Genomic DNA, 23,577 nt, shown 5'->3' on the forward strand with positions numbered 1-23,577 from the left:
CTCGCCCTGACGGCCTGAAGCAGGCTTGAGCAGCGCCACGTAGGCGAGTGGGACCAAGGTCTGGCTGCGTCTGGGGCCAGACTCTCTTATACTCTCCCTCAGCTCGGACACATTTTTCATTCACAGGACGCTTCGCTGTCAATTTCATGGACGACAGTTCTCAGGTTGCCGCCTCCCGGAGGAATTTTTCTTGACTCATCGACTCTTCTCCTCCTCAATGCTCCTGGCTGGAATTCTGCTCACAGGTGCGGCGGCCCAGACCAGCACGGGAAAAACCGAACTGGTTCGCAGCAGCCTGGACGCGGGCGTGACCCAGCTCGTGGCCAGGATCAATGATGCGGTGACCGCCTCTGGCGGCGATCTGGAGCGGCAACGCGCCGACTGGGTGGTGGCCTTCAGCACCGGGCATTACAAGTCCGATCCGCTGGGCGCGCAGGCCGCCAGGGAAGTGGCGACGCAGCTTATTCAGCGCCGGGCCGTCAGTGGCGACAAGGTGACGGCCCGGGCCTGGGAAATGAACGTCTGGGAATACCGCAACCCACAGGGCCTGACCGTGCAGATCGGCACAGACTCGGCAGGCGACAAGAGCCGGATCGAGAACCTGTGGCCCACCACGCCCGCTGTGGGCAGCATCGGCGGCCACGACACCGAACAGGCCGCAGTCACGCTGACGCAGGAGTTGAGTGGCGACAGTTCGGCGGTCCTGATCCTACTGACCAACACGGCGGCCAGCGTGGGAACGGCAGGCACACGCCTGCTGGGGACCAACGCGCCCGAATACCAGAACATGCTTTCGAGCTGGAACCGCGTGGAAGGCAGTCAGGACGGCGCGACCCTGAATCTGCCGTATGTGGTCAGCACCCCCAGCGGCGAGGTTCAGGGCCAGATGCAGGCCGTAGTGTTCATACCCAAAACCTTCACGGCCTCGCCCCTGGCCGGTGGCACACGCACCGAGCAACTGGCCGCGCCTGCCGCCAGCACGCCTGCCCAGCGCTCAGGCGGAGGTGGAACAGCCATCTTCATCATTCTGGGACTGCTGGCCCTGGGCGCGGCGGCGTACTTCCTGCTGTTCCGGGGCAAGGGCGGGTCTGGTGGCGGCGGGGGCCGGGGAACCCTGCGCGTGGGCGACAGCGATTTCTCGTTGAGTGGTCTCCCCAGGAACAAGCCCTTTTGCATCATCGCTGGTCCCGGCTATGCCTCGGAGAGCGAGGTGGCGGTGATTCCGGTGCAGGGCCTGCCTGCCGCGCCCATCGCCGAACTGACGCGAGTGGGCAAGGACATCCGCGTGCGCGCCGTGCATGAGGACATTCGCCTGAGCAGCGTGGGCGGCAAGGTCACCGTGGGCGATAGCGCCACCGTGCCCCTGCGCCAGGATCAGCCCGACACCGTGCTGGACTTCAGCGGCGAGGTCCGTGGTGCTGGCGGCGTTCCGCGTGAAGTCAGCCGCTCGGTGACGCTGTCGTACTCCCAGTGACCTTCACTTCTGCCAGCACTGTCACTTCTACCAGCGCCGTGATCGCCAGCAAACCCATTCCCTGTTCTAAAGCAGGCAACGCTTGATCCAGGCCGCGCGCTTCCGAACGCGGCTCTCTTGACCCTCTCACCCCCGTTCATCTGCTCAAGGAGACCGCTCAATGGATTTGAATAACATCTTTTCTCAGGTGTGGCCGCTGTACGCCCAGACCAATTTCTGGGTCACGCTGCTGATCACGGCGCTGGTGTGGTACGCCGTGGCCGTGGGCCTGGCGCACGTGCTGTTCGGCGCGGGACGGCGGAACGCAGTGGAAGCGGCACGTCAGGGCATGGGCCTGTCCCTGCTGCTGGTGGCCGTGGCGCTGGCCTGTGGAGTCTGGTTCCTGTTCCGGCCCGCCGACCTGATCTACATGGTGGCCATCTGCGTCACCTTTCTGATCGTGAGTCTGCTGCTGTTCGCCGTGTTTTCAAAACTGGGAGCTGAAAAGTAAATGGCACAGAGTATGCGGGTCTTCAAGACCCTGGTGATCGGGCTGGGCAGCACGGGGACAGAGATTCTGGAGGCGCTGGCGGACCGCATCGACTGGGAGGTGGGCAACGTCGCCCGCGCGCCGTGGGTAGAATTTCTGGCCATCGAAACCGATGTGGCCAAGGCCAACCGCTTCAACGGCACCGACGATTTCAAGACGCTGGGCATCGGCTCCGTGGCCTGGCGCGACATGCTTCAGCACCCCGAGAATTACGACGCCAGCATTGCACTGGACACCTGGGCGGACCTGGAAACGCTGGGACAACTGCCCTCGCAAGGTGTGGACTCCGGCGCAGGGCATATCCGCATGGTGGGCCGGCTGGCGCTGCTCCACAACTACAACGAGATCAAGAACGGCATCGCCAGTCGCGTGAACCGCCTGCGTAACCTGACCGAGGCGGCAGCCAAGACCGCGCTGAACACCGAAAATGCGGGACTGCAAATGGACGTGCAGTTCGCCGTCAACGAATCCAGCCAGCAGACTGGCCTGCGCATCATCGTGGTGGGTACGCTGTGCGGCGGAACCTGTAGCGGCACGGCCAGCGACATCGGCATCCTGCTGAGAACCATTCTGAGGGACGAGGAAAAAACGCTGGGCATGTTCACGCTGCCCAATCCCCAGTTGGGCATCGCCAAGTACCCGGACGCCGAGATCTGGAAGGCCAACGCCTACCACGCGCTGGCCGAGCTGAACCAGTACCACCTGTTCAATGACCGCGAGCGCTACGCCACCATCAAATTTCCCGATAAGGCCCCCGGCAGCGAGCTGCTGCCCAGCGACGCCATGCCGTATGACCTGGTGTACCTGCTGCGCCCCAGCGGCACCGAGGGCAGCGATCTGGCGCGGCTGTCGAACGCCATCGCAGACCGCATGTTCCTGAACGTGTTCGTGCCGGAAACGGACCCGATGGCCTACATGGTCAACGCCGGGCCAGTCACGGTGCAGGGCGGGCGGGCCTTTGCCTTCTCCACCTTTGGCCTGTCCACCGTGGAATACCCGATGCGCCGCATTCTGGAAGCGCTGAAATACCGCACCCTGGTGCATGCGGTGGACCGCTGGAAGGACCGCAAGTACGAGGGCCGCATGGAAGAGGACCTCGACGGGCTGGGTCTGACCGTTCCGGCGTTGACCGAGGCGCTGCTGCTGGACTCGTCAGGGGCCAGCGTGCGGGCCAACCTGGACAGCAAGAAGAACGACGTGATGCGGGCAGCCCGTGGCGGCGACGCACAGGCCGCACGCAAGGCGGTGGACGAACTGCGCAGCGCCTTCGGGCAGGAACGTGGCGAGGGCCTGCGCGGGCTGGTGCATGGCGTGGTCAACGACAACCGCCGCCGCGCCGCTGAAAGCATCCTGGGCAACGTGCGCGGCATGGTTTCCACCCGCCTACTGGACTATGACAGCGGTCCCAACGTGCTGTTTGAGGTCATGAACAACATTCAGCCGCGTGTGGGCGAATTGCGCGGCTGGGAACCCGGTGAGAGCAAATCGGGAGGCGCGAACGGAATTCTCGATCAGATGGAGGCCATCGGGAGCAACGCCCTGCTGGGCATGTTCTTCCTGAAGTCCGCCGCCGCCAGACAACTGCTGCCGGGCCTGAACCGGGCGCTGGACGACGAGGTCAAATCCCGCGTGAATCAGAAGGTCCGCGAGGCGTTGCAGGACCGGGGCAGCGGCCAGCGCGCAGAAGCTGGCACCCTGACCCTGATCGAGGAAGAGGCGCAGAAGGTGGCGCGGCGCTTGCAGAACCTGCGCAAGCGCCTGACCAATCAGACCGACAAATGGCGCGAGGCGCGCGCCCGCCTGGAAAACGACAGCGCCACCGTCAACGGCCTGTCCCTGTTTGAACCGTCGCCCAACGGCACCGTGGACAAGGAGGAGGACCTCGCCACCGACGAGCGCAGCAAGGAGACCCACGCCGCCCGCCTGATCCGTTCATGGGAACAGTTGGGACGCGGTGTCTTACCCGGCGTCAACGATCCCGACTGGTTGCTGGGTCCGTGGTCCATCGGTCAGGACAACTTCGAGCGCTCGCAACTCAGCGCCCTGGAGAACATGGCCACCGAGCCGTTTGAGGCCAGCCTGAAAAGCAGCGGCAAGGACGTGGTGCGCCGACTCTATGACCGCCGCAGCCCCAGCTTCGATCCCAACAGTCAGGCCATGAGCGCCGCCACCCAGGCTCAGCTTTTCTTGCAACTCAATCAGCCGCTGGGTCAGGTGGACCCCATGAGTCCGCTGCCTCAGCGCAAGCTGCTGGTGGGCATGAACCTGACCGAAGAGTTCCGCAAGGCCATTCAGCCGTGGGCCAACAAGGCCCCCGAGGCCAAGGAGGTCAGCGGCATTGACCCCTACCGCGTGGTCATGCTTGAGGAGTGGTACAGATTTGCCCTGCGCGGCGCAGACGACGTGCGAGAGCTGTCCTACTCCGCGCCGACCCGTTTCAAGACCTACTTCACCCGCAAGCGCAGCGACATCGACTGGACGCCCATCAACGACACGGAGATCAGAAAGCTGGAGGACGCCGAGCAACTGGTCTTTCTGTCGGCCCTGCACGGCGTCACGCGGCTGGAAGGCGGTTTCCTGGTGATGGACTGGCCGATGGCTCCCGGTGAACCTGCCGAGGCCGACAAGCGCCGCCGCAAACTGCCGGGCCGCTTTGGCAAGGCCGCGCGCAAGCTGGCTTTCGAGACCCAGGACAGCTCCCGACCCAGCAAGAGCCTGACCAACGCCACCACCTACTTGCAAAGCGAGATCGAGGCCCGCCGCAAGGCCATCGTCAACCGCTACGACACGCCCAAGGAGGGCCGTCAGGCGTATGTGAGCTGGCTGCACGATGAGCTGAAGGGCAGCAGCGCCCGCGCCGTGTCGGACTGGGACGATGCCCGCGCCCGCCTGGCCCTGCTGCGCTACCTGACGGGCGACGAGGACCTGCGTCAGGCCCTGCTGGAAACCTTCCCGCCCGATCAGAACCTGATTGACGGCCTCTACAAGGACAAGGGCGAACGACTACCCAAAGGCTTGACGGCTCCCACAAATGGGTACTACTGCAAGCTTTGTGGTGGCCCCGTTGGTGAGACTTTCGAGGATGTGATCAGGAACGGTTTGCGGTGTGCCTATTACCCGGACGCCGAGAACCACCCCTTCGGCATGCCTTACAGCCCACTAGGTTAATTGATGCAGAATTTCTTTTCCGCGATGTTCCAACTGCGCCCTGAAGGGTGGATCACGCTGCTGCTCATCATGCTGCCCATGAGTCTGTACTTTCTGACGGCCCTGAGCCGCGCCGCCGCCACCCGCCGCGCCGAACTGGGACGCCTGAAGGCTGTGCGCGAGAAGATCAGTGTGGCGCTGGACACCGATGATCCCCCCGAATCCGACGAGATGGCCGAGGACGCCCTGGGGGTGGTCCGCACCTTTCCGGAAACGAGCGCCGTCCGCAAGGCGGTGGTGGCGGTCACGCGCGCCCGCAGCCTCGCCACGCCGGACCTTCAGGCCGCCTCCGGGGCGATCAACGCGGCCAGCGAGTCCGAACTGGCCGCCGTCCGCAACATTCCCAACCTGCTGATGCTGTCGGGGTTGCTGGGCACGGTGCTGGGGCTGGCCGGGTCCATCGGCTCGCTGGTGGAGCCGATTCGCAACGCGGCCCGCGCCACCGAACCCGGTGAGCTGGCGGGGGCGCTGGCAAACACCATGTCGGTCATGCAGGGGGCGTTTGGGGCCAGCCTGTGGGGCATTCTGCTCAGCCTGATCACCGGGATCATGTACGCCCTCGCCTCGCGCCAGCAGGAGGCTTTTCAGGACCGGCTCTCGGAATTCGTGCATGCCGAACTGGTGCCGGCCACCTTTCCGCGCGCCATCACCTCGCAGATGGAGCGCATGGGCCGCTACCTGCGCGATGCAGGCAATAGTTTTCAGGACATTCACAAGCGTCTGCAAGAGGTGGCCGGGCAACTGGAAACCGTGCTGGGGCAGGCGGGCGAAACGTTGGGCCAGAGCCTGACCCAGCTTTCGGGCACCAGCGCGCAGATCGAGAAGGTGTTCGGCAACATGGACCAGTCGGTGCAGCAGCTCACCACCGGCCTGAGCCAGGGCGTCAGCGATCTGGCCCAGGCACAGGAAGCGGCAGCCACATCCTTACGCAGCAGCAGCAAGGAACTCGCCGGACACCTGAGCCAGCAGGCCACCACCATCAGCCGCCTCCAGGAGACGGTGGAAACCCAGACTGGCACGCTGCTGGAGCGGGTCGGCACGGTGGGCGACGCCCTGAGCCGCGCAGGCAAGCAGTTCGAGGACGCCGGGAGCGTGATCCAGACCGAGCAGAGCAACTACGCCGCCCGCCTGGACCGCAACTTCGAGAACCTGACCAAAGTGCTGAGCAGGCGGGACAGTGAATTTGCCAGCGACGACTGAGGGTGTGATGGTGCGGAGTGAGAGATTGAAAGTGGAGGCTGGGAGGGCGTGTCTGCCCATTCCCTCTGGGATCGCTCAAGAGTTGGGTGTTACACATATTTTGCCGGTACGGAGGAAACCTCCACTAGCACAGTCTTTTAGCCCCTCCCCCTTTATGGGGGAGGCTAGGACTGGCACAGCTCCGCAGGAGAGGGGGTCAGGTAGCAAGGTGTCCGGCCCCTCTGAATCGAATGCGGACCGATTGAGAAAACGGGCTTCTGGCACGCCATGCCCCCTCACCCCATCTGTCCCTGCGGGACATCTCCCCCATAAAGGGGAAGAGGGTAAAGATCTCGCCGGATTCAACATTCGCAAGTTGCTCTGTCTACACCCCGCCCAGGCCAGCCCATGACCCGCTCGCGCCTTCAGGCCGACACCAACCCGTACATCGCCTTCAGTGATCTGGCGCTGAACGTGGTGTTCGTGCTGATCTTCTTCGTGGGTGGCATTCTGGCGGTGGGGCAGGCCGGGTGGGACCAGGTGCGCTACCGCAGCGCGCAGGAAAAGGTGGTAGAGGCGGTGCGGGCCGCGCCCCTGAGCGTGCGCCCCCTGCTGATTCCGCCCGCACAGCGCAATGATCCGCCAGGCGCACAGCGCTGGGTGTTTCGCTCGCAGAATATGTTCCAGGGGCAGACTGCCGCGCTGACACCACAGGGACAGACGGAACTGGTGGCCTTCGCGCGGGTGCTGCGAAACCAGCAGGCCGACTGGAAACGCGTGCGGATCGAGGGCCACACCCAGACCACTCAGGCCAACGCGCCTGAACGCTGGGAACTGTCGGCCAGCCGCGCCAGCGCCGTTGCCAGCGTTTTCTACCTGAGCGGCGGCATCACGCCCAATCGTCTGGCGGTGGCGGCGCGCGGCGGACAGACCCCCTTTAACGGCCAGAAATTCGATCCGCAGAACGAGCGTGTGGAAATCGTCGTCGAGTACGCCCAGCAGGACCAGCCCTGAGCATGGCCCCCACACCCCTCCAGCTCGCACTTTCAGAAGACACGCCGCCAGAGGTGCTGGTGGCGCTGGCTTCCGGCGCTGATCCACAGGTCAGGCGCACGGCTCGGCTCAATCCGCGCTGCCCTACTCAGGCGACGCTGACCTTGAATCTGGCCGAGGAGCGCCCCGCAGCGCTGACATCGGGGCAACTGGACTGGCTGGCTCGGCAGGGGCCGTTCGCGGTGGGCGTGGCCCTGAAGCATCCAGGTACCCCGGACACGACGCTGGAACTGTTGATTCTCGCCGGACACACCAGGGCCATTCTAAGCAGCCAGAACGTGCGCAAAGGGCCGTGGATGCTGGCGCGGGCGGGGCAGAATCCCGAACTGCTCCGGTATCTGGCGACGAGCCGCAGTGGCGGCGTACCGTGGGGACTCCGCCGGGCCGCCTGGAAGTTGCTCCAGAGCGCGCCAGGGGGCATGGTGGCCGAGCCTTCGGAGTCTGCCCAGACCGTGAGCGCGCAGACCGTCCGCGCCCGCCTGCTGGTCCGTAAGCAAGACCCGGCGCTGTCCGCCGAAGAAACCGCCCTAATTAAATCCGAGCCGAAGTTGCAGCGCCTGGCCGCGCGGCACCCCTTGCTGCCGATAGAAGTGCTGGAATGGCTGGACGCCGCGCACCCCTACACCGAGGCCCGCGAAACGCTGCTACACCGTTTGGAGAACCATGAGCTGGACGCCGACTTGCTGCTGCGTGTGGCCCACAAGGGCGACTGGGAGGGACGTGCGGCGGTGGCCCGCAATCCCTGGTTACCCGACACGGCCCGTGCAGGTCTGGCTGCCGACCCCGATTGGTGGGTACGCGCTGCCGTGGCCGAGAACCCCAACGCGCAACCTGCTGAGTTGGAAGCGCTGGCGGGCGACGCCGATCACGTCACGATACGCGAACACGTCGCCGCGCATCCCCATACGCCGGGGACCGTGCTGCTGGCACTGACGCGGGACGGTGAACGGGCGGTGCGGCTGGGGGTGGCCCAGAATCCCAGCGCCCCACCTGAAGCGCTGGCCGCCCTGGCACACGACGAACGCTTCGGCACCCGCGAGGCGGTAGCCGCCCATCCATTGACCCTCCCAGACACCCTGAGTCTGCTGGCAAAAGACCCACATGAGCGGGTCCGGCTGGTGGCAAACTTGCGGCTGCGGCCCCTGAATGACGCCGAGGCCCAGAGCGCCCTGGATACGCGGCGGCGCAACGTGAAACTGGCCCTGACCTCGCAGCCGGAATTGCCCGCGCCCGTGCTGGACCGTCTGGCCGCTGACCGCAGCCCCCGCATCCGCGCCGAGATGGGGCTGCACCCCGGCCTGGCGGACATTGCCCGCACGGCCCTGAAGACCGACTCAGAACTGGCCGTCCGGCGGGTGGCGCTGGCGATGGACGGCTCGACTCCGGCGCAGATGCTGACAGGTATGCCCCGCCACGACGCGCGGGTGCGCCAGGGCCTGAGCCGCAATCCACAGGCCCCCGCCGGACTGCTGGAAACCCTGAGCGACGATCCGCTGGCCGACGTGCGGTTGTCGGTGGTGCTGAACCCCGCAGCGTCCGGCCCAGCCCTGGAACGCCGATTGCCGGAGCAGACGCTACGCCCAGCGATTCGCCAGCACCCGCGCTATGCCCAGGTGCGCTCGCCCCTGCAAGACCTGGAAGCCCAGGAAGCCAGCCAGCCGGACGCGACGCCGGAAGCGCTGGAGCTGCTGGGCCTCAGCGACGCGCTGAGGGTCAGGAAACTGGTGGCCAGACATCCGCATACAGCGACGCCGACGCTGCTGCGCCTGGCCGACGACGCGCTGGACGATGTGCGGCGGGCGCTGCTCACCCGTTCAGGTACAGAGGCCGGAGGGTTGCCCGAAAGCGTTCAGCACCGTCTGGCCGAGGACAGCAGCCTGGAGATTCGGACGGGTCTGGCAGAGCGTAGTGATCTGCAAATCAGCACCATGCTGACTGTTGCCCGCAGGCCACACGAGAACGTGGACGTGCTGCTGCGACTGGCCCGACATGAGCGGATCACACCGGAAGTGCTGGGCGTGCTGGCCCGCAGCCCGCAGGTGGACGCCCGCTGCGCGGTGGCCGTGCATCCGGCAACCTCACTGTCCACGCTGCTGGAGCTGAGCCGGGATGCCAGGAGCGCGGTGCAACAGGATCTGCTTCGCCGCCCCGACTGCCCGCCGCAGATTCTGCGGGTGCTGAGCAATGTGGCGAACTGTCGCCGACAGGTGGCCGAACATCCCAACACCGACGGTCCCACCCTGGAAACCCTGAGTTACAACGCTGGCTACGCCCGCCTGAGACAGTACGAGGCGTGGCTGAAGAACACGCCGCTGCATGAGGCGGCCCCTGTTCAGAGCTGGCTGCGCTGGGCCAACTCCAGGGCCTCAGCACAGGCATTTGATGATCTGCCTGTGCTGAGGGCCGTGATCCTCCATCCGGCAGCCACGCGACAGGCCATTCTGCACGCCTGCCGTCTGGTTCACCCGGAGATTCGCGAGGCACTGGACCGGCGCAACAGTGCAGCGGCACTGAACACCTCCAGACCATTCACGATGGTTTCGGGACAGCAGCATGACTGACCTGACCCCCCTGACAGAAGGCAGCCGTCTGGCCGGGCGCTATACCGTTCAGGTCTGCCTCCGGGCCGATGGGTACGAGCAGTTTTACCGCGCCACCACCGACTGGGGCCAGAGCGTGCTGATCACGGTGTTCAGGCCACCTCAGGCCGAAACGCCCACCGGCGGGCGGGCCAGACAGGTCTTCATGCGAAATGCCCGGCTGCTGGCCCAGCTTCAGCGGCCCGGCGTGGTGCGCGTCAGCGATCTGCTGGACGAGGACGGAACGCAACTGGTGGTCTGCGAGGACCGTCTGAACCAGACGCTGCGGCAGGCTGCCGGGGACCCGTCGCAGGAACTGCCCCCCGGCAAGTGGCTGGACCTGACCCGCGCGCTGTTTTCCGCGCTGGTCGCCGCGCACGCCCAGGCGCTGCTGCACGCCCGGATCTCGCCGGATCATGTCTGGCTGGATACGGCGGGCGACGTGTGGCTGGCCGATTTCGGGCTGGCGAACCGCGCCCTTCAGGAGATTGACCTGACGCCGCCCCCCGACCCGCGCTACGCAGCGCCGGAACTTCTGTCAGGCGGCGTCTTCAGCCCACAAACCGATGTGTACGCGCTGGCGGCCACGCTGCTGGAGGTACTGAGCGGAAGGACCCCACCCACTGCCAGCGCCCGCCTGCGCGGCGTTCCGCTGCCCACCCTGACCCGGCCCGGCAGCGCCGCCCTGAACCACGCCCTGGCCGTCTCCCTGGCGCTGGAGCCGTCCGAGCGGGCCATCGGCGCGGGCGAGGTGCTGGAAATTCTGGAACGCGCCCTGAACGAGCAGGGGGCGCAACCACAGGCCACGCCAGAACCAGCGGCGGCTCCGCTGGCAGAAGTGACCGTCCCCATCGGTTTACCCGCGTCACCTCTTCCGGTCCCACCGACGCCTGTCCCGTCACCGCCTGGGCCGCCCCCACGCCGCCGCTCGCGCTGGCCGCTGGCGCTGGGTCTCGTGGCCCTGCTGGGCGTCGGTGGGGCCGCGCTGCTGGCCGTCCCCGGCCTCCTGAGGCCAGCAGACCGCGCTCCCAGCACCGAGCAGACCGAGAACGACGCCTACCGGGACGCACCGCTGAAAGCGCTCCAGCTTCCAGCCAGCGAACCGGCACCAACTGCGCCCACACCCGCGACACCCGCCCAGACGCCCCTGCCGCCGCCGCCCCCACCGCCACCCACAGTGCGCGTGCTGTCCACGGTGGTGGTCAATACCGCCAACCTCAATCTGCGTGACGCGGCAAACAACACCAGCCCGGTGGTGCTGACCCTGCCACGCGGCACGCGCCTGGAAGTGCTGGAGATTCAGGGCGAGTGGTCGCGGGTCCGAACCGTGGGCGGCGAGGCAAAGGAAGGATGGGTCAAGACCGAACTGACCCTGGAACTGCGCTCACCGCAGGAAACTGCCGAACTGGTGGCCCAGATCGCGGCGGGGGGAAGTGTCACCGTGCCTGCTGGGGCCTTCCTGCTGGGCGCGCCCCTGGTGATCGAAACCGACATAGAGTTGACCGGGGCGGGATTAAAAACCACCTTGCTGATGAGCGATGCGGCCCAGGACACCCTGATCGTGCGTGGGGCAGCGCTCAGCCTGAGCGATCTGGGCGTCGCCCATCTGGGCCGCGTGCCCGCCCGCAGTGTGTTGCAGGAGGGCGGGTCCCTGAGCCTGAGCCGCGTCCTGCTGACCGGGGCCGTGCGCGACGACGCCACCTCCGAATACGGAAGTGGACTGTGGGTCAAAGATGCCGGCGAGGCACAGATTTCGGATTCCAGCGTGACGGGCAACGTGTTCGGCATCTATGTCAGTGACCGCAGTCAGGTGGCGGTGAGCAGCACTGTCCTGAACGCCAACCGCGACGGCGCGTTCCTGTTCAAGGATCAGAGCGGCGGCACGGTCACGACCAGCACCATCGAGGGCAACGGCAGCCACGGCGTCCACATCACCGGACAGGCCACGCCGGAACTCTCCGCCAACCGCATCCGGGACAACCGGGGAAGGGGCGTGACCGTGTACGGGCAGGCCACGCCCACCATTCACGACAACACCATTGAGAGCAATACCTTGCAGGGGATCGGGGTTCAGGACACGGCCACCCCCGACATCGAGAATAATGTCATCCAGGGCAACAGGCAGAGCGGCGTGACCTACTTCGACAATGCTGGCGGCAGCGCCAGTGGAAACACGGTGCAGGCCAATCAGACTGCCGGATTTCGCATCACCGAGTATGCCGCGCCCACGCTGAATGGCAACACCGTGGTCCGCAACCGCGAGAACGGCCTGGGTTACTCCGAGTACGCCGCCGGGAGCGCCAGTCGGAACACCATCACGGCCAACAGCAATCCGGGAATCGCCGTCTGGGGCGACGCAGAACCGACGTTGAACAACAACATGGTCAGCCTGAACAAGCAGAGCGGCGTAGTGCTGGCAGAACGCAGCGCGCCGCAGCTCAGCGACAACCGCATTGACGGCAATACGCTCTACGGGCTGATCGTGACCGGCAACGCAACACCCGAGGTGACGGGCAACACCATCACCGGGAACGGGAAGGGGGGAATCTTCTACAAGCAGCAGGCAGGCGGCACGGGTTCCGGCAACTCCTGTTTCGACAACGGCGGGGAGGCGCTGGCCCTTGAACTCGCAGCAGACGCTCCAGGGCCAGATCTGGATGCGACGGGCTGCGGGCCGTGACGCCTGACCGGGCGTTCGATTTTGCTCCCCGGCGGAGACGCGCTGGCTCAGCCCTCCTCCCTGCGCCCAGCCAGGAAGAAGAACCCTGCCACCCCGCCCAGCACCCCCAGTGCCCCGGACGCCAGCGCCACGTTGCCAAACGCGTCACCAAACGCGGCCTTGACCGCCGCCCCCGCCTCCGGCCCCGTACCGCCCGGCAACTCCAGATCGGTCAGGCGGTTGGCCTGCTGCGCGGCACTCTGGCGGGTCTGGGTACTGGCCCCCGCCGCCATCAGCCGGGTGTCCAGTGCGCCCCGGTAACTGCCCACCAGCAGCAGGCCCAGCGCAGCCACCGCCAGCAGTCCGGCGGCGCGCGACACGGCGTTGTTGACCCCACTCGCCACGCCGCTGCGCTCACGGCCCGCGCTGCCCATCACCGCGCTGGACAGCGGCGCAACGGTCAGGGCCATCCCCAAGCCCAGCAGCAGCGCCCCCGGCAGGATGGCCGTCCAGTAATTGCCGCCGCCCCAGTCGCGGCCCAACCCCAGCAGCGCGAAGCCCACCCCGGCCAGGATCGGCCCGGCGGTCAGAAACAACCGTGGCCCATGTTTGTCAGCCAGCGCTCCGAACCACCCGGACAGCCCCGCCAACAACAGAGACAGCGGCAGCAGTGAAGCTCCGGCGGCGGTGGCGCTGTAGCCCAGTGCGCCGATCAGATACAGCGGCAGGTACAGCCCCACCGCGCCCAGCGCCCCGTACAGCAAAAAGGTCAGCAGGTTGGTCCCGGCAAACACCGGATTGCGGAACAGCGACAGCGGCAGCATGGGTTTCTCGGTGCGGGCCTCGTGCCACAGGAAGAAGGCGAAGCCTGCGGCAGACACTCCCAGCGAGGCCCAGGTCAAAGCATCCCAGCCAAATTCACCTGCCCGCGTGAAGGCGTAGGCCAGCCCGCCCAGGCCCAGCGTGATGCTGACGGCTCCCGGCCAGTCCGGGCGTGCGCCGGGCGTCTGCGTCTCGGGAACGCGGCGCAGCAACCACAGCACGCCGACGGCCAGCGGCAGATTGATGAAAAATACCCAGCGCCACGAGCCAGCGTCCACCAGCAGCCCGCCCGCCACCGGCCCCAGCAAGGTCATCACCGAGCTGGCCGCACTCCACAACCCCACGCCCCGCCCGCGCCGCGCCGGATCAAAGACCGCCCCGATCATCGCCAGACTGCCCGGCACCAGCAACGCCGCGCCCACGCCCTGCACCGCCCGCGCCGCGATCAGAAACGGCAGGCTGGGGGCCAGTCCGCAGGCCAGGGAGGCCAGCGCGAAGACGATCACGCCCAGGCCGTAGACCTTTTTGCGTCCGTAAGCGTCGCCCAGCGCCCCGCCCGAGAGGGTCAGCGCCGCCAGCAGCAGGGCATAGGCATTGACCACCCACTGCACGCCCGCCGCCGTGGCGTTCAGATCGGCCTGGAGCGAGGCCAGGGCCACGTTGACCACCGTGCCGTCCAGAAAGGCCATGCTGGACCCCACCACCGTCGCCGCCAGCGTCCAGCGTTCTTGAGCGGTCAGGGGGCTGGGACGGGCGGCGGGGGTCTGGGTCATGGTGGCTCCTAGGCAAAGCGGACGAGCGCCTCTGCCATCAGGTCAGTCTAATCAAGCTCCTCGATCACCGATGGTCCGAAGTCGTGTCGGTTTCGGAGAAGGGGCGCGGTATGCAGCCAGATATTCAAAATCCACGCCAAAAACAGCCATTTTTGCCAGTTTGGCTGTCAATGGCTGTCAGGCTTTTGTACCTCTAGGACAACAAATGAAAAAACCCGCGCTGGGCGGGTCTTAATTGGTGGGCGGTATAGGACTTGAACCTACGACCTCTCGCGTGTGAAGCGAATGCTCTACCACTGAGCTAACCGCCCGAAACTGTTAAGCGTGGTCCATCTGTGGTGGGCCTTGCCGGATTTGAACCGGCAACCAATCGGTTATGAGCCGACTGCTCTAACCGTTGAGCTAAAGGCCCGCAGCCTCTGGCACTTTCCTTCCGAATCGCCACGGGTGCGGCGGGTCTTCAGGCGAGGGGAAGTGTAGCAACGGCTCCGCAGCTTGTCAAACCCGCGCGGGCCTATGCGGGGTGCGGGCAGGTACAGTAGCAGCCATGCGTGTTGTTCATGTGGCTTCGGAAGTGTTTCCATTCTCGCGTTCGGGCGGGCTGGGCGACGTGCTGGGCGTCCTGCCGGAGGTGCTGGCGGGCCAGGGCGCGCAGACCACCCCATCCATGCAAGTCACCGTGGTCTCGCCGTGGTACGGGTCGCTGGCGGGGCAGCCCACCGAACTCTGGCGCGGCGTGCTGCCGGAATTGACCTCCGGCCCCGCCCCGATCTTTGAGGTCCGGGTGGGCGAGATCGTTCGCAGCGGCGTGCAGTACCTGTTTATCGATCTGCCGGAGTTTGACCGTCCGGGGCTGTACTTCGACGACGACGTTCACCGTTTCTGCCTGTTCGGGCGCACGGTGCTGTCGGTGCTGCATCAGATCGGGGTGGTGCCGGACGTGGTCCACGGGCACGACTGGCAATCGGGGCTGGTGGTGGCCTACGCGCATCTGGCCGGATTAAAGACCGTGTTCTCGGTGCATAACCTGCAATACCAGGGCCGCTGGAACATGGAGGAAGCCGCGCGCTGGACGGGCCTGCCGCAGTGGACGCTGGGGCCGGACGCGCTGGAATACCACGGCGACCTCAACCTGATGAAAGCCGGGCTGACCTTCGCAGATGCGGTGACCACCGTCAGCCCCACCTACGCCCAGGAAATCACCACGCCCGAATACGGCGAGGGCTTGCAGGGCCTCCTGATCCGCCTGACCGTGGAGGGCCGTCTGAGCGGCATCCTGAACGGGCTGGATCAGGAGCGCTGGGACCCGCGCACCGACTCGGACGTGCCGCAGTTCGGGGACCCGGCGGGCAAGGCGGCGGCCACCGCGCTGCTACGGAAAGAATTCGGGCTGGACGACGCGCCGATCCTGGGCGTGGTCAGCCGACTGGCCGATCAGAAGGGCATTGACCTGCTGATTGAGGCACTCCCCGAACTGACCCCGCACTGGAACGTGGTGGTGCTGGGCGGCGGCGATCCGCTGCTGACCGCCGCCCTCTCCGGCTGGGCACAGCATCCGCGCGTGGCTTTCGTGGGCGGTCTGAACGAACCGCTGGCCCACCGCATCTACGCCGGGGCCGACATCTTCGCCATGCCCAGCCGCTTCGAGCCGTGCGGGCTGTCCCAGATGATTTCCATGCGCTACGGCACCCTGCCGGTGGTGCGCCTGACCGGGGGACTGGTGGACACCGTGCCCGCTGACATCGGCTTCCGCTTTGCCGACGCCACCCCGCAGGCCCTGAGCGCCGCCTGCGCCGAGGCCCGCGCCGAATATGACCGCCCGGACGTGTGGCAGGCCCGCATGGAACGTGCGATGGCGCTGGACTTTAGCTGGCAGGGTCCGGCGGCACAGTACATGGCCCTGTACAGGCGACTGGGCCGGTGAGCTTCGAGATTCAAGCTCTGCCGCCCGCCGAACTGCTGCCCGCCTTCGCGGCCCTGTACGGCGCGTCCCAGGAGGACCTGACCTGGATGGCCGACGCCTGCACGGCGGGTTTCGTCGCGCTGGGTGACGGGGAGGAACTGCTGGGCGCAATCGGCACCCGCCCCAGCCCGCAGCACGGCGCGGAACTGGTGGGCGGCGTGTTTCCTGGCCCGCAGCGCGATCAAGTGGCGCTGGCCCTGATCCGGGCGGCCCATGAGGCAGTGGGACGGGTCTACGTGTTCGCGGAGGGCTACCTCTTCCCCCCCGAGGCGCTGCTGGCCGCCGGGCTGCGCGAGGTAGGCGCGTACCGCCGCCTGAGCGGGCGCGTGCCGTACCGCCATGTGGACCCGCCCGCTGGTGTGCAGTTGCTGCCGCTGGCCGGGGTGCTGGACGCCGCCGCCCGGCTGAAAGCGCTGCGGACCTACGAGGACCGCGTCGGCCACCATGCCGTGACCTCCGGGGCGACGGCGGACGGCGCGGGCGGCTTCGATTCGCACCTCAGCGTGATTGCGCTGAACGACACGGGGCGCGGCTTGGGCGTGTGCCGCGCGGCCATCGAGGACGGCGAGGCGCGGATAGACTCGCCTGGCGTGGCCTCCGAATGGCGGCATACCCATTTGCGCGCCGCTCTGCTGAATGAGGTCAACACCCGGCTGCGCGCCGCTGGCATTACGCGGGTGAACGTGGATTCCTGGGGAGACACGGCGGAGGAACTGGCGCATGACCTGAAACTGGGTCTGGACATCCGGGAGGAAACGCCGATTCTGGCGCTGGGGTAATGGGTGAACGGCTGGGGTAACGGGTGAACGTCGGAGCCGCCCCCACATCCCCGCCCGCTGGCCTGCTAGCATTCCGCCCGTGACCCTGGCAGTCGTTCTCGTTTCCCCCAAGACCCCTGGCAATATCGGCTCGGCGGCCCGCGCCATGCTGAATATGGGTGCCAAAGACCTGCGGCTGGTGGCCCCGCGCTGCAACCATCTGGATTCGGGGGCAGTGGCGATGGCCGTCCACGCCGCCGATCTGCTGCGCGGCGCGACGATTTACCCCACATTGCGCGAGGCGCTGGCGGACCGTGACCTGAGCGTGGGCACCAGCGCCCGCATCCGCTCGGACCTGCCGCAGCCGCAGCACCCGGCGCAGATCCGGCCCTTCGTGCGCGCCGCCACCGCCCCGGCCCTGGTCTTTGGGCCAGAGGAATCGGGCCTGACCAACGCCGATCTGGAGCAGTGCCAGATGACCGTCCGCATCCCCACCGGGGATTACGCCAGCCTGAATCTGGCGCAGGCCGTGCTGCTGGTCTGCTACGAGTTCCTGCAAGGCCAGGACGAGCCTCTGGACCGGACCCGCAAGACCGCCACCCGCGAGGAAATGGAGGCCATGTACGGCCACCTGCACGACACCATGCACCTGATCGGCTACACCGACGCCGTGCGCGCCCGCCACACCCTGCGCCTGTGGCGCGCACTGCTGGACCGCGCCCTGATGAACAGCGCCGAGAGCCGCCTGTTCCGGGGCCTGCTGCGACAGGTGCAGTGGAAGGTGGAGGACGCGGCGAAACGCGGCACGACGGAGCCGAGGCCAGGGCAGGAAGTCGAGGCGCAGAGTCAGGATTGAGGTGGCCAGAATCTCAATCCGGCTTGGAAGTCAAAGACTCCAGCCACGCCACCGCCTCTGAAGCGTCCAGCAGCCGTGCGCCGCGTTCGGGGGGAAACCACGCCAGCAGCTTTGCCTGTGCCGCTGCGTCGGCCTCTGTCTGGGAGTCCGCCGCGAAGATGACCTTGTGATCGCCGTCCAACAAGGACAGTAACCCCAGCACGGGCATCTCCAGCACGGTTCCCACTTCCAGGGATGGCCCCAGCCACACCGCGTCGATCTCCGCGCCGTCGGCGGGATTCAGCGTGCCGGGCAGACAGCCGTAGTTGACCGGGGCTGGATAAGGCTCGGTTCGCAGCGGCTCAAGCCCATCGCCGCGCCACACGAAGCGTTCGCGAGTTCCCACCGTCCACTCCACCACGCCCCGGTAAGTGGCAGGGGTCAGGGCAGCACCTCGTACAACTCCACCTGCCGCATCACCGCGCCGCCAAAACTCAGCACCGCACGGTACGCACCCTCGTCGGGGGCAGTCAGCTTGAAGGACGCCGTGCGCTGGCTGGCGTCCAGATACACGCTGTCGCTGCCGATGGCGCGGGTGCTGTCGAACCAGTTGACGCTCAGGTAACCCGGCTCGAAACGGCCATCCACGGTGGCGGTCACGATCAGTTGATCTCCGTCGCGCTTGAGACTGGCCTCGGTGACGCGCACGGGCAGATTCGGGGCCACCACCGGGGGCAACAGCGGCACGAAGTTGTAGCGGCACCCCCCCAGGCCCAGGGTCAGCGGCAGGGCCAGGACGCACAGCAGGGCGGGACGCAGAAAAGCGGGCATGGCGGCATGCTAGAGCCTTCAGGTGTGAATGCCCGCAAAATGGTGGAAGGCGGGCAACCTCTCCCCTGCCCTGCAACCGAGCGTGCGGGCCGGTCTAGCGATAGCTGAACGCCTTCCTCCCGACATCAACCCGGCCACATGAGGTGTTCAAACAGATTAGCAACGGTAGACCGCGAACCAAAGGCGCTACCAGCTCTTTGGATCGCTCTCCAGTTCCTCCGCGAGCAGCCACAACTGGCGGCCATGCCCGGCAGCGTCGCGCTGGGCGTCGAGCATCACGCGCTCCAGCTCACCGCTCAGGCGGGGATGGCGGCGGCGGAAATGCTCGAAGTCGCACAGCAGCAGGCCCAGGCGAGGGGGCCGCACTTCAGCGTCGGTCAGCACGTCGTACAGGGCGTCCCAGTTGCGCCCGAAACTGTTGGTCAGGGCCAGACCGCGCAGCACCGCCAGCATCAGGGATTCCTTGTCATGCACGTCCGAAAAACTGATCTCCCGCAGGGACACCTGATAGCCAGCGGCCAGGATGCGCGGATCGTGCGGGGCCTTCTGAATGCCTTCCGGGGCCTGATCGAACACTTGCATCACGGGCGAATCCTCCTGAAGCTGGCGTAGTGATCGGCGGTGTAATAGCACTCGGCGGTGCTGGTCACGGGTTGGCCGCCGCACACGATGCGCCGCGCCCCCCGGTCCCCCTCGCCGGGGGTGGGCACGGTGTATTCGCGGTAATAGCCGCTGTTCTGACGGGGCAGGATGCGCTCGCGGTTGCCGAAGGTCACGCCGTCCTTGCCGTAGCGGAATTTCCCGCCCTGGGAAATGGTCTGCAAAAGCTGCGTGCCCTCGCGCGGCAGTTCACTGGCATTGACCCAGTTCAGGCCGCTCCGGGGGTCACGGCTGGTGGTCTGATTCTGCTGGGGCCGTGGGGTCTGGGGCGGCTGAACCTGAGTCTGGGCCGCAGGTTGACTCTGCGCCGTGTCCTGTCCCCTGGCGGGCAGATCGCACGCGGCGAGGAAGGCAGCCAGCAGGGGGGTCAGGAAAAGTGCGCGGAAGTTCACGTCCCTCACTCTAGAGCGCCCGCGCGTCCAGCCAGATGAGGAGGTCCGGCATGACGCCCTGCAAACCCTTGTAAATCTGCTGCTCTGGCGTCATGGTCCGCAGCGCCGCAGCCAGCGCACGGGCCTGGGCTGGGGTCTGCGCGGCTAGGTGCAGCGGGTAAAGGTAGGGCCGGATGGTGAACAGCGCCCCATGCGCGGCAGAAAAGCCGGTCAGTGTCTGCCGCTCTACCCGCACAAATGCCGTGTCGGGATCAAATGGGGCCGTCGCCTCCACGGTACTGGGATGGTGGTCCAGCCGATGATCCGGCGCGACGCCCCAGGCGAAACGTACGAAGGGTCCGCGCCCGATGACCGCGTCCAGCAGTCGGGGCGCGGTGGCGTTCATGGGGCCGCTGCCCGCCACCGGGGAATGCACCGCCACGAAGTCTCGCCCCAGCTTGTCGCGGGGGTCCCAGCGCTCTGGCGACAGCACATGCGTGGCCGCCAGCCAGTCGCGCCCAGTCTGCCCGTCACGCGCGATGATGGCGAGGTCTTCCTGTGCGTTCAGACCCAGGAAATCCAGTGCGCCCGTCGGTTCGAGGTCACCACGCAACCCGGCCAGCGGCGCGTCGAAACGGCGCAGGTCCGCCACTCCACCCCAGCGCAAATCCAGCCGCGCCTCCCAGCCCAGCAGGGAATTGCGGAAGGTCTGGCCGTCCCAGACCATCGCCCCGCCACTCTCGGCAGCCAGGGTGCGTGCGGTGAATTCGAGGGCTGCCCCGCGCAGTTCGGGAGACAGGTTCGCCTCACCCGCGTATTCGTGCAAAGCCCGGCGGTGGGCCGTCCACTTGCTGACCACGAAACGCTCGTAATCGTCGTCCAGCGTGAAGGTGTGCGTTTCCACCGCGCCGTCCTCGCGCCAGGGGATCGGCTGCGCTTCCATACGAAACAGCCCCGCCGAAACCGTGTAGACGCCGTTCAGAAAGGGGCGATAAATAGTGGGCGCGGGCATGGGGAAATTGTGGCAGATGGAGGGCCGCCCCCTCTCACCTTCCAATTCTGGAAACGCGTCCGCGTTAGCCTGAAGCCATGCCTGAACGTCCCCGGCGACTGCGCCGCACCCCCGCCCTGCGCGCCCTGACCCGCGAAGTCCACCTCAGCCCGGCGCACTTTATCTACCCGCTCTTCGTCCACGAACTGCCGGACGAGTCGCCCATCGCCTCCATGCCGGGGGTGAGCCGTCACAGCATCAGCGGTGCGGTGGCTCAGGCGCGCGAGGCGTTACGACTGGGCGTTCCCAGCGTGATCCTGTTTGGCATTCCTGACCACAAGGACGCGCACGGCAGCGGCGCGTATGCAGAGGACGGCATCATCCAGCGGGCCACGCGCGCCATTAAGGCGGCAGTGCCGGAACTGACGGTCATGGCCGACACCTGCCTGTGCGAGTACACCGATCACGGCCACTGCGGCCCACTGTGCGAGGTGCCCGGCCAGAGCGGTGCCGAAGCGTGGACCGTGGACAATGACCGCAGCCTGGAACTGCTGGCCCTGACCGCCGTCTCGCAGGCCCGCGCCGGGGCCGATGTGGTGGCTCCCAGCGCCATGATGGACGGGCAGGTGGGGGCCATTCGCGCCGCGCTGGACGCGGCAGGCTTCAGCGATATTCCGATCATGAGCTACGCCGTCAAGTACGCCAGCGCGTATTACGGCCCCTTCCGCGACGCGGCGGGCAGCACCCCCAGCGTGGGCAACCGCGCCACCTACCAGATGGACCCGGCAGGCGGCCACCGTGAGGCGCTGCGTGAGGCCAGACTGGACGCCGAACAGGGCGCGGACACACTGATGGTCAAGCCCGCGCTGGCCTATCTGGACGTGGTGCGGCTGCTGCGGGACCACTTTGACCTGCCGCTGGTGGTCTACAACGTCAGCGGGGAATATTCGCTGGTCAAGGCCGCCGCACAACTGGGCTTCATGGACGAGCGCCGCACCGTGCTGGAAAACCTGACCGCCATGCGCCGGGCCGGAGCCGACGCGATCATCACCTACCACGCGCTGGACGCCGCCCGCTGGCTGACCCAAGACGTGTTGCAGGAGGACGCGATGCGCCCGGTCATACCGGAGCAAGACGCCGTACCGGAGAATGGCGCGTGATCTCTTCCTCCAGCCCGAAGCCTGAAAACCCCATTCGCGTGGACTGGGTTCCCACCGGCCAGTGGCCCGGACGGCTGGGCCTGACCTTCGCCCCCGGCAAGAAGGGCCGCAGCGTAATCCAGCAGGGCGTCACGCATGACCGCGACGTGCATACCGACATGCAGACCCTGGCGGCGGACGGCGTGAACGTCCTGGCCCCGCTGATCGAGGACTTCGAGTTCGACATGCTGGGCATGGACGGCTACCACGCCGCCGCCGATCTGAACAATCTGGAGGTCAAGGCCTACGCCATCCCCGATCAGCACGCACCCGGCAAGCGCGCGGATTTTGCCGCCTTCATCGACGAACTGATGACCGATCTGCTGGACGGGCGCGGCGTGGTGGTCCACTGCCGGGGCGGTCTGGGCCGCGCGGGACTGACCGCCGCCTGCCTGCTGGTGCAGGGCGGCATGACGGCGGACCGGGCCATCGAACTGGTCCGGGCCACCCGTGACCGCAAGGCCATCGAAACGAGCGAGCAGGTGCAATTCGTCCACGACTTCGCAGATGCCCTGCCCGTCCAGCACCGCTCCTGAAGCTCCCACCAGAAGGTGAGCGCCCCCGACATTCAGGCTCATGGCCCCGTCAGGCCCGGCGTTTACACTGAGAACACCATGAAACTCTCCCCCTTTCTGCTGAGCGCCGCCTTCGCGGGTGTGCTGGCCTCCTGCGCCCCCACCGTCACCGGCCCGCAGGTGGGCCGCATCGTCAACAGCGTCACAGGGCAGGAGGGAACCGTCAGCTTTGTGCGCGGCACGCTGCAACCGCGTCTGGGCGATCCTTTCGCCGCCGACAACGCCACCATCCGTATCGGGGGCCAGACCTACAGCGGGCGCACCGCCATCGTGAACGGCGGGCCGGTCAGCCCTCTGCCCGCTGGCCTGGGTGTCAGCCTGTCACTGGGCGGCACAGCAGCCATCGGCAGCAATGCTGCTGTGGGCATCGGCACCCGCGTGGACACCCCCCGTCCGCGCGCCGCCGTGACCCGCAGCGGCAACCTGATCGCCCGCACTGCCAGCGCCCCAGTCCTGACCCTGACCTGCACCATCACCGTGGACGAGTCCGAACACGGCATCGGCGAATGCAGCGGCAACGACGGCGTGAAATACGCCCTGCAATTCTGATACGGATTCCGTCTGTTTCGCGGCAGAAATCGGGACAGCACCGATTCCTGCACTCCACGCCCGGAACCCGTTTTTCTCCTGCTCACTGTCTTGTCCAGAACAGCGCCCATCAGGACGCTTGGACGCCCGTTCGGATTTCCAGGCGTTTCCAACACCTTTCAATCGGAGCCTGCATGAGCCGCAAACTTTGAATCAGGACCGTCCGGTGATCGTTTGCCTGTGCGGCAGCGTGCGCTTTCTGGACGGGTTCGATGCGGCCTCCCTGGCGGAAACGCTGGCGGGCCGCATCGTGCTGAGCGTGGGCAGCCACCTTCGCCCCGACTCCGACATTTTTGCGGGGCTGACGGCGGCAAAGAAACAGGCGGTGCTGGAAAGCCTCGCCGAACTCCACCGCCGCAAGATCGCTCTGGCCAACGAGATTCTGGTGATTAATGTCGGCGGCCATGTGGGCGACAGCACGCGCTCAGAGATCGACTATGCCCGCACCCAGGGCAAGCGGGTGCGCTGGCTCGAACCGCGCAAGAAGAGGGGCGCGGAAAGCCGTAGCCTCCGCGCCCTGCCCTAAGCTTT

20 protein-coding genes and 2 tRNA genes are annotated in these 23,577 nt (G+C 66.8%); 14 read left to right on the forward strand and 8 right to left on the reverse strand.

Annotated features, from left to right (window positions below; translation table 11 throughout):
• The first annotated feature begins 217 nt into the window (after window positions 1–217).
• From BOO71_RS09495 to BOO71_RS09525, 7 genes are all read left to right on the forward strand, one after another.
• Window positions 218–1,474, forward strand: coding sequence for a hypothetical protein (locus tag BOO71_RS09495; protein WP_075831692.1), 1,257 nt, complete (start codon window positions 218–220; stop codon window positions 1,472–1,474).
• A gap of 160 nt (window positions 1,475–1,634) precedes the next feature.
• A complete protein-coding gene (locus BOO71_RS09500) occupies window positions 1,635–1,964 on the forward strand; it encodes a hypothetical protein (protein ID WP_075831693.1) in 330 nt (109 codons plus the stop codon).
• Entirely contained in the window at window positions 1,965–5,171 is a 3,207-nt protein-coding gene (locus BOO71_RS09505) for a tubulin-like doman-containing protein (RefSeq protein ID WP_075831695.1), read from the forward strand.
• A gap of 3 nt (window positions 5,172–5,174) precedes the next feature.
• A complete protein-coding gene (locus BOO71_RS09510) occupies window positions 5,175–6,410 on the forward strand; it encodes a MotA/TolQ/ExbB proton channel family protein (protein WP_075831697.1) in 1,236 nt (411 codons plus the stop codon).
• A gap of 387 nt (window positions 6,411–6,797) precedes the next feature.
• A complete protein-coding gene (locus BOO71_RS09515; protein ID WP_075831699.1) occupies window positions 6,798–7,403 on the forward strand; it encodes an OmpA family protein in 606 nt (201 codons plus the stop codon).
• A gap of 2 nt (window positions 7,404–7,405) precedes the next feature.
• Window positions 7,406–10,003: a hypothetical protein gene (locus BOO71_RS09520; RefSeq protein ID WP_075831701.1), complete on the forward strand. Its 2,598-nt coding sequence runs from the start codon at window positions 7,406–7,408 to the stop codon at window positions 10,001–10,003.
• Window positions 9,996–12,701 carry a right-handed parallel beta-helix repeat-containing protein gene (locus BOO71_RS09525; RefSeq protein WP_075831703.1) on the forward strand — a complete coding sequence of 902 codons (2,706 nt, stop codon included), beginning with the start codon at window positions 9,996–9,998 and terminating at the stop codon, window positions 12,699–12,701. Before BOO71_RS09520 ends, BOO71_RS09525 begins: the two co-directional genes overlap by 8 nt.
• Before the next feature lie 47 nt (window positions 12,702–12,748).
• Here the strand turns inward: BOO71_RS09525 and BOO71_RS09530 are convergent, their stop codons facing one another.
• The 3 genes from BOO71_RS09530 to BOO71_RS09540 all read right to left on the reverse strand — a co-directional run bounded on the left by BOO71_RS09530 (window position 12,749) and on the right by BOO71_RS09540 (window position 14,687).
• On the reverse strand, window positions 12,749–14,275 hold the full coding sequence (locus BOO71_RS09530) for an MFS transporter (RefSeq protein ID WP_075831705.1): 1,527 nt from the start codon (window positions 14,273–14,275) through the stop codon (window positions 12,749–12,751).
• 236 nt (window positions 14,276–14,511) lie between these two features.
• A tRNA-Val gene (locus BOO71_RS09535) sits at window positions 14,512–14,586 on the reverse strand.
• Window positions 14,587–14,611: 25 nt separating this feature from the next.
• Window positions 14,612–14,687 (reverse strand) — tRNA-Ile (locus tag BOO71_RS09540).
• Between the two features lie 135 nt (window positions 14,688–14,822).
• On the opposite strand from BOO71_RS09540, the gene BOO71_RS09545 reads away from it, so the two are divergent.
• The 3 genes from BOO71_RS09545 (at window position 14,823) to BOO71_RS09555 (ending at window position 17,852) form a co-directional block, all read left to right on the forward strand.
• On the forward strand, window positions 14,823–16,199 hold the full coding sequence (locus BOO71_RS09545) for a glycogen synthase (RefSeq protein WP_075831706.1): 1,377 nt from the start codon (window positions 14,823–14,825) through the stop codon (window positions 16,197–16,199).
• Entirely contained in the window at window positions 16,196–17,017 is an 822-nt protein-coding gene (locus BOO71_RS09550; protein WP_075831708.1) for a hypothetical protein, read from the forward strand. Before BOO71_RS09545 ends, BOO71_RS09550 begins: the two co-directional genes overlap by 4 nt.
• A gap of 79 nt (window positions 17,018–17,096) precedes the next feature.
• Window positions 17,097–17,852, forward strand: coding sequence for an RNA methyltransferase (locus BOO71_RS09555; RefSeq protein WP_075831710.1), 756 nt, complete (start codon window positions 17,097–17,099; stop codon window positions 17,850–17,852).
• A gap of 13 nt (window positions 17,853–17,865) precedes the next feature.
• Here the strand turns inward: BOO71_RS09555 and BOO71_RS09560 are convergent, their stop codons facing one another.
• The 5 genes from BOO71_RS09560 to BOO71_RS09580 form a co-directional block, all read right to left on the reverse strand.
• Window positions 17,866–18,237, reverse strand: coding sequence for an inorganic diphosphatase (locus BOO71_RS09560; RefSeq protein WP_254843105.1), 372 nt, complete (start codon window positions 18,235–18,237; stop codon window positions 17,866–17,868).
• A 35-nt stretch (window positions 18,238–18,272) separates the two neighbouring features.
• The gene (locus BOO71_RS09565) at window positions 18,273–18,662 is read right to left on the reverse strand and encodes a hypothetical protein (protein ID WP_075831712.1); all 390 of its coding nucleotides are present in this window, start codon (window positions 18,660–18,662) and stop codon (window positions 18,273–18,275) included.
• 186 nt (window positions 18,663–18,848) lie between these two features.
• Complete coding sequence (locus BOO71_RS09570; RefSeq protein ID WP_368482872.1) at window positions 18,849–19,244, reverse strand: barstar family protein; 396 nt, start codon at window positions 19,242–19,244, stop codon at window positions 18,849–18,851.
• Window positions 19,244–19,714: a ribonuclease domain-containing protein gene (locus BOO71_RS09575; RefSeq protein ID WP_083653323.1), complete on the reverse strand. Its 471-nt coding sequence runs from the start codon at window positions 19,712–19,714 to the stop codon at window positions 19,244–19,246. The genes BOO71_RS09570 and BOO71_RS09575 overlap by 1 nt, the downstream gene beginning before the upstream one ends.
• A gap of 10 nt (window positions 19,715–19,724) precedes the next feature.
• A complete protein-coding gene (locus tag BOO71_RS09580) occupies window positions 19,725–20,705 on the reverse strand; it encodes a heme-dependent oxidative N-demethylase subunit alpha family protein (protein WP_075831716.1) in 981 nt (326 codons plus the stop codon).
• 77 nt (window positions 20,706–20,782) lie between these two features.
• On the opposite strand from BOO71_RS09580, the gene hemB reads away from it, so the two are divergent.
• From hemB to BOO71_RS09600, 4 genes are all read left to right on the forward strand, one after another.
• Window positions 20,783–21,844 (forward strand): porphobilinogen synthase, encoded by a 1,062-nt coding sequence (gene hemB, locus BOO71_RS09585; RefSeq protein WP_083653312.1) that lies wholly within the window; start codon window positions 20,783–20,785, stop codon window positions 21,842–21,844.
• The gene (locus BOO71_RS09590; protein ID WP_254843106.1) at window positions 21,841–22,419 is read left to right on the forward strand and encodes a cyclin-dependent kinase inhibitor 3 family protein; all 579 of its coding nucleotides are present in this window, start codon (window positions 21,841–21,843) and stop codon (window positions 22,417–22,419) included. Before hemB ends, BOO71_RS09590 begins: the two co-directional genes overlap by 4 nt.
• A 78-nt stretch (window positions 22,420–22,497) precedes the next feature.
• On the forward strand, window positions 22,498–23,007 hold the full coding sequence (locus tag BOO71_RS09595) for a hypothetical protein (protein ID WP_075831718.1): 510 nt from the start codon (window positions 22,498–22,500) through the stop codon (window positions 23,005–23,007).
• A 187-nt stretch (window positions 23,008–23,194) separates the two neighbouring features.
• Entirely contained in the window at window positions 23,195–23,572 is a 378-nt protein-coding gene (locus BOO71_RS09600; protein WP_083653313.1) for a hypothetical protein, read from the forward strand.
• Window positions 23,573–23,577: the final 5 nt, after the last annotated feature.

The sequence above is a fragment of the Deinococcus marmoris genome (genome assembly GCF_001949125.1).
GTDB classification, from domain to species: domain Bacteria; phylum Deinococcota; class Deinococci; order Deinococcales; family Deinococcaceae; genus Deinococcus; species Deinococcus marmoris_A.